Raw genomic sequence first — 6,547 nt, forward strand, 5'->3', positions numbered from 1 at the left:
GATGACTACCCAGGCTGTTTCTGGTCGCCGTTATTTCACCAAAGCATGGTTGATGGAACAAAAATCGTTGATTGCCCTGCTGGTGCTGATTGCGATTGTCTCGACCATGAGCCCGAACTTTTTTACCGTCAATAACTTGTTAAATATCCTGCAACAGACCTCGGTGAACGCCATTATGGCGGTCGGTATGACGCTGGTTATTTTAACGTCGGGAATCGATCTGTCCGTCGGTTCTCTGTTAGCGCTCACCGGCGCGGTTGCCGCCTCGCTGGTGGGCATGGAAGTTAACGCGCTGGTGGCGGTTGTCGGCGCGCTGGCGCTCGGCGCGGCTGTTGGCGCGCTGACCGGTACGATTGTCGCGAAAGGCCGCGTACAGGCGTTTATCGCTACGCTGGTGATGATGCTGCTGCTGCGTGGTGTGACGCTGGTTTATACCAACGGTAGCCCGGTGAATACCGGTTTTACTGATAACGCGGATGTGTTTGGCTGGTTCGGTATTGGTCGTCCGTTCGGTATTCCGACGCCGGTGTGGCTGATGGCCGTCGTCTTTATCGCGGCGTGGTATCTGTTGCATCACACCCGTTTGGGCCGCTATATCTATGCATTAGGCGGTAACGAAGCGGCGACACGCTTATCCGGTATCAGCGTTGATAAAGTCAAAGTTATCGTTTACTCCCTGTGCGGCCTTCTGGCTTCGCTGGCGGGCATTATTGAAGTGGCGCGTCTTTCCTCGGCGCAACCTACTGCGGGAGCGGGTTATGAGCTGGATGCTATCGCTGCGGTTGTTTTGGGTGGGACCAGTCTCGCAGGTGGCAAAGGACGTATTGTCGGCACATTAATCGGCGCGCTGATCCTTGGCTTCCTCAATAATGGATTGAATTTGTTGAGCGTTTCCTCCTATTACCAGATGATCGTTAAAGCAGTGGTTATTCTGCTCGCGGTGCTGGTAGACAACAAAAAGCAGTAATTACCTACACAACAGGACTCATGAAAATGAACATGAAAAAACTGGCCACTCTGGTTTCTGCTGTTGCACTGAGCGCCACCGTAAGCGCGAACGCGATGGCGAAGGACTCTATTGCTCTGGTGATTTCCACGCTGAACAACCCGTTCTTCGTTTCCCTGAAGGATGGCGCGCAGAAAGAAGCGGACAAACTGGGTTATGACCTGGTGGTGCTGGACTCGCAAAACAACCCGGCGAAAGAGCTGGCGAACGTGCAGGACCTGACCGTGCGCGGCACCAAATTGCTGCTGATCAACCCGACCGATTCCGACGCTGTAGGTAACGCTGTGAAAATGGCAAACCAGGCGAAAATCCCGGTGATCACCCTCGACCGCGTAGCGTCCAGCGGTGAAGTGGTAAGCCATATTGCTTCTGATAACGTGCTCGGCGGCAAAATTGCCGGCGATTACATTGCCAGAAAAGCGGGTGAAGGCGCGAAAGTTATCGAACTGGCGGGTATTGCCGGGACTTCCGCTGCGCGTGAACGTGGCGAAGGCTTCCAGCAGGCAGTTGCTGCGCACAAATTCAATGTACTGGCCAGCCAGCCGGCAGACTTCGACCGCACTAAAGGCCTGAACGTGATGCAGAACCTGCTGACCGCGCATCCGGATGTGCAGGCTGTTTTCGCACAGAACGATGAAATGGCGCTGGGTGCGCTGCGCGCACTGCAAACGGCCGGTAAATCCGACGTGATGGTGGTGGGCTTTGACGGTACGCCAGACGGCGTGAAAGCGGTTAACGACGGTAAACTGGCGGCGACTATCGCTCAGTTGCCGGAGCAGATCGGCGCGAAAGGCGTGGATACCGCAGACAAAGTGCTGAAAGGTGAAAAAGTCTACGCCAAAAACCCGGTTGATCTGAAACTGGTTATCAAGCAGTAATTGGTCATTCTGGTGGAGGGCAAAAACCTTTCGCCTGAGGGACAATGCAAAAAAGAAAAGCATGGCACGCGCCACCGAAAGGTGGCGCATTTTACGGACAAGCTCATCATGAAAACCGCAGGCAAACTCGTTGTCCTTGGCAGTATCAATGCCGATCACATTCTTAACCTTGAATCTTTCCCTGCTCCGGGCGAAACCGTGACGGGCAGCCAGTATCAGGTGGCTTTTGGCGGTAAAGGGGCAAACCAGGCGGTAGCCGCCGGGCGCAGCGGTGCGGATATTGCGTTTATCGCCTGTACCGGTGATGACGATACCGGTGCGCGCGTGCGTAAACAGCTTGAGAGCGACAATATTGATGTTGCGCCGGTGAGCGTTGTTGTGGGTGAATCCACCGGTGTTGCGCTGATTTTCGTCAACGCTGAAGGTGAGAATGTTATCGGTATTCATGCGGGAGCGAATGCGGCGCTCTCAGTTGATCGCGTCAACGCGCAGCATGACCTGATTGCACAAGCTTCTGCTCTGTTAATGCAACTGGAATCACCGGTTGAGAGCGTACTGGCTGCGGCACGTATTGCGCGTCAGAACAATACCCTCGTGGCGTTGAATCCGGCGCCGGCGCGCGAGCTTTCCGATGAACTGCTGGCGCTGGTGGATATCATCACGCCAAATGAGACCGAAGCGGAAAAACTCACCGGAATTAAGGTATCCAGCGACGAAGATGCCGCGCAGGCTGCACAGGCGCTTCACGCCAAAGGTATTAAAACGGTGATTATTACCCTCGGGAGTCGTGGTGTCTGGGCCAGCGTTAGTGGCGAAGGCAAACGCGTACCGGGCTTTAAAGTGAAAGCCATCGACACCATTGCGGCGGGTGACACGTTTAACGGTGCGTTGCTGACCGCGTTACTGGAAGATAAACCTCTGGATGAGGCGATTCGTTTTGCTCATGCGGCGGCGGCGATTGCCGTCACGCGTAAGGGTGCGCAACCGTCTGTGCCGTGGCGCAATGAGATTGACGATTTTCTCTCTTCGCAGGGGTGACGCTTGGCGACCATGAAGGATGTTGCCCGCCTGGCGGGCGTTTCCACTTCAACCGTTTCCCATGTGATTAACAAAGATCGCTTTGTCAGTGAGGCTATCCGCGAAAAAGTGGAAACGGCGATCAAGACGCTGAATTACGCGCCTTCAGCGATTGCGCGCAGTCTGAAGATCAACCAGACGCGTACGATTGGCATGCTGATCACCGCCAGTACTAATCCCTTTTACTCGGAGCTGGTACGCGGCGTGGAGCGCAGCTGCTTCGAGCGGGGTTACAGCCTGGTGTTGTGCAACACCGAGGGTGACGAGCAGCGGATGAACCGCAACCTGGAAACATTGATGCAAAAACGCGTCGATGGGTTGCTGTTGCTGTGTACCGAAACGCACCAGCCTTCGCAAGAGATTATGCAGCGCTACCCTTCAATTCCCACAGTAATGATGGACTGGGCACCCTTCGACGGCGACAGCGATCTGATTCAGGACAACTCGTTGCTCGGCGGCGATATGGCGACACAATATCTGATTGGCAAAGGGCATACGCGTATCGCCTGCATTACGGGTCCGCTGGATAAAACGCCTGCACGTTTGCGCCTGGAAGGGTATCGCGAAGCGATGGCTCGCGCCGGGTTGGTGATCCGTGAAGGGGATGAGATCGAGAGCGATTTTGAGTTTGGCGGCGGTTTCGACGCGATGCAGGCATTGCTGGCAATGAGCGAACGCCCGCAGGCGGTATTTATTGGTAATGATGCGATGGCCGTTGGCGCGTATCAGGCGCTGTACCAGGCGGGGCTGAAAATCCCGGAGGATATGGCGATAGTGGGTTATGACGATATTGAACTGGCGCGTTATATGACGCCGCCGCTCACCACTATTCATCAGCCAAAAGATGAACTGGGTGAGCTGGCGATTGATGTGCTTATCCACCGGATTGCGGAGCCTGGCTTGCAACAGCAGCGTTTGCAGCTCACGCCAATATTAATGGAACGCGGCTCAGCCTGACTTTTTGTGCCGTTCTTTAATCAGGTTGCGGCCATCTTTTGCTTTTAACAACATAAACACTAACGCGGAAACCAGCGTGATCGCACCCATGGTTATAAAGGTGTAGTGGAATTGCTCCACCGTGTTTGTGCCGTCAAATCCTTCATAGAAACGCAGCACTGCTGCACTAACCGCCACGCCGAGGCTAATCGACAGTTGCTGTGTTACTGCCAGCACACTATTGCCGCTGCTGGCGTTATCGTCGGTTAAGTCTGCAAGCGTAATGGTGTTCATTGCGGTGAACTGCGTGGACATTGCCATCCCGAGGATGAACAACGGTAATACCAGCATCCATATTGCCATCGCCGGTGTTTGTAAGGCGAACTGGGCAATCATCAAACCAATAAACAGTGTGATACCCACCAACGTTTTACGGTAGCCAAGCCGGCGCAATATCTGGGTTACCATCGATTTTGCGAGAATAGAACCCAGCGCGGTGGGCGCCATCATGCAACCGGCGATCAATGCCGGATAACCGAACCCAACCTGTAACATTAGCGGCATTAAAAAGGGCACACAGCCGGTACCCAACCGCGAAGCAATATTCCCGGCAACGCCAACGGAGAAGGTGCGGGTGTTAAACAGGTTGAGCGATATCAACGGCGTTGGATGGCGGCGCGCGTGGCGGATGTAGGCCAGTAACAGCAAAATGCCGCTCAGAATGATAGTAAAAGCGATCCAACTGGCGACCAGCTTCTCACCGAATAACTCCATACCGCTTGAGAACAGCACCAGGCTCAAACCGAACAGGAAAAAACCGCCCATATCGAAACTGCGCCGTGGCGTGGTGAAGTTCGGCATGTATTTACGTGCATAAAACAGACCGGCGAGGCCAATCGGGATATTAATTAAGAAGATCCAGTGCCAGCTCGCCCAGGTAACCAGTACGCCGCCCATTACCGGCCCCAGAATCGGCCCGACCAGCCCTGGCATGGTGACGAAGTTCAGTACCGGCAGCAATTCGCTACGCGGATAAGCCCGAAGCAATGCCAGGCGTGCGACCGGCATCATCATTGCGCCACCGATCCCCTGAATCACGCGGAACACGACCAGCATCGATAATGAATTAGAAAGCGCGCAGGCCAGCGAACCAAGAGTAAACAGGCTGACTGCCAGCATAAAGACGCGCCGGGTACCGAAGCGATCGGCCAGCCAGCCGCTCATGGGGATAAGCATGGCGACTGTGAGTGTGTAGCTGATAATCGCCGATTGCATCGCTAAAGGGGAACGACCAAGGCTTTGTGCTATTGCAGGGAGTGCGGTGTTAAGGATCGTGGCATCCAGTGCCTGCATAAAAAAAGCCATTGCCGCAATCCACGGCAGGCCGGCCATACTGCGTGCTTTCTTCTCTGTCATACCTTGTCCTGTTAATTCGGCGTATTCAGTAACAGCTGGCACGCCCGGAGCGCGCTGTCGCCATCACTCTCCTGGATGGCGTCCACAATCGCCTGGTGAAGGTCGAGCTTGATCACTTCATTTTGTGTAATAGAGGTAAAGTAGGTGTGATAGATAGAATGAAACAGTGTGGAGAACGAAATAAGAAACGGGTTATCGCTCATCGCATAGATATGTTCATGCCATGCCATATCGACTTCTACCCAGCGTTCGCGGTTGAAGTTCTTTTTCAGGAACACCATCTCTTCCATTAATGTATTGAGATACGCTTTTTGTTCCGCGCTACCCAGCGTGGCGGCGAGCAGACACGCCTGAGGCTCAAGGCTGCTACGCATAATGAGAAAGTGTTGAACAACGTCCTGGAAATTATCCTCATGCATCCACCAGGAGAGCAACTCCTTATCAAGGAAGTTCCAGTTTCCGCGCGGCATAACGCGAGTACCGATACGTGGGCGGGGGAGCACCATCCCTTTTGCGGTTAATGTCTTTACCGCTTCTCTGACAGCGGTGCGGCTTACGCCAAACTTCTCACCCAGTTCCATCTCCCCCGGCAGAATACTTCCTGGGGCATATTCACCTTTCAGGATTTGTTGCGCCAGTTTCTCAGCCAGAACCCAGGAGATGTTTTTCTGCGCGGCAAGTTGTTGTGCGTTTAGCGGCATTTTTACTTCCTTATTTCTTTATTTCACTGGCTAGTATGCCATTCGATACCTTTCAGTGGTGGTAAAAACAGCGAAATCGGCAATTCATGCCGCTTTTTACCACGCTTTGTTGAAAAAAGAGACGGTTGAAAAGTTTTTTGAAATTAGGGGTTGTCAGCGGGAATTAACTCCCTATAATGCGCCTCCACTGACACGGCACAACGGCAAACACACCGGCCTGTCAGGTGAAGAAATCTGAAAATAAACAGTTGACTTCACGGCGGGAAAACGTAATATACGCAACCCGCGCCGCAGCAAAAAGCGAGGCGGCACTGCTCTTTAACAATTTATCAGACAATCTGTGTGGGCACTCAGGGTGACTGGATTCTTAACGTCCTCGGACGAAAAATGAATACCAAGTCTCAACGAGTGAACACGTAATTCATTACGACGTTCTTTTCTTTAGAAATAAAGAAACATTGAGCATCAAACTTTTAAATTGAAGAGTTTGATCATGGCTCAGATTGAACGCTGGCGGCAGGCCTAACACATGC

The 6,547-nt window shown here is 53.3% G+C and carries 6 protein-coding genes; 4 read left to right on the forward strand and 2 right to left on the reverse strand.

Annotated elements, in window-relative coordinates; genetic code table 11:
* Window position 1 precedes the first annotated feature (1 nt).
* From rbsC to rbsR, 4 genes are all read left to right on the forward strand, one after another.
* Complete coding sequence (gene rbsC, locus ACFX4U_RS09030; protein ID WP_017458032.1) at window positions 2–967, forward strand: ribose ABC transporter permease; 966 nt, start codon at window positions 2–4, stop codon at window positions 965–967.
* 26 nt (window positions 968–993) lie between these two features.
* Window positions 994–1,884, forward strand: a complete 891-nt coding sequence (gene rbsB, locus ACFX4U_RS09035; protein ID WP_131412971.1) for a ribose ABC transporter substrate-binding protein RbsB — start codon at window positions 994–996, stop codon at window positions 1,882–1,884.
* Between the two features lie 108 nt (window positions 1,885–1,992).
* Window positions 1,993–2,922, forward strand: coding sequence for a ribokinase (gene rbsK, locus ACFX4U_RS09040; RefSeq protein WP_313510328.1), 930 nt, complete (start codon window positions 1,993–1,995; stop codon window positions 2,920–2,922).
* 3 nt (window positions 2,923–2,925) lie between these two features.
* Window positions 2,926–3,918, forward strand: coding sequence for a ribose operon transcriptional repressor RbsR (gene rbsR, locus ACFX4U_RS09045; RefSeq protein ID WP_313510330.1), 993 nt, complete (start codon window positions 2,926–2,928; stop codon window positions 3,916–3,918).
* On the opposite strand, the gene mdtD is transcribed toward rbsR, so the two are convergent.
* Window positions 3,910–5,313 (reverse strand): multidrug transporter subunit MdtD, encoded by a 1,404-nt coding sequence (gene mdtD / locus ACFX4U_RS09050; RefSeq protein ID WP_313510333.1) that lies wholly within the window; start codon window positions 5,311–5,313, stop codon window positions 3,910–3,912. The two genes, rbsR and mdtD, sit on opposite strands and share 9 nt — an antisense overlap.
* Before the next feature lie 11 nt (window positions 5,314–5,324).
* Window positions 5,325–6,014 carry a FadR/GntR family transcriptional regulator gene (locus ACFX4U_RS09055; RefSeq protein WP_017458027.1) on the reverse strand — a complete coding sequence of 230 codons (690 nt, stop codon included), beginning with the start codon at window positions 6,012–6,014 and terminating at the stop codon, window positions 5,325–5,327.
* Window positions 6,015–6,547: the final 533 nt, after the last annotated feature.

The organism is Kosakonia sp. YIM B13588 (assembly GCF_042788165.1).
Taxonomy (GTDB): domain Bacteria; phylum Pseudomonadota; class Gammaproteobacteria; order Enterobacterales; family Enterobacteriaceae; genus Kosakonia; species Kosakonia sacchari.

Coding starts and splice junctions, on each gene's coding strand:
- rbsK (WP_313510328.1), top strand. CDS start 1,993: ATGAAAACCGCAGGCAAACTCGTTGTCCTTGGCAGTATCAATGCCGAT.
- mdtD (WP_313510333.1), bottom strand. CDS start 5,313: ATGACAGAGAAGAAAGCACGCAGTATGGCCGGCCTGCCGTGGATTGCG.
- rbsC (WP_017458032.1), top strand. CDS start 2: ATGACTACCCAGGCTGTTTCTGGTCGCCGTTATTTCACCAAAGCATGG.
- ACFX4U_RS09055 (WP_017458027.1), bottom strand. CDS start 6,014: ATGCCGCTAAACGCACAACAACTTGCCGCGCAGAAAAACATCTCCTGG.
- rbsB (WP_131412971.1), top strand. CDS start 994: ATGAACATGAAAAAACTGGCCACTCTGGTTTCTGCTGTTGCACTGAGC.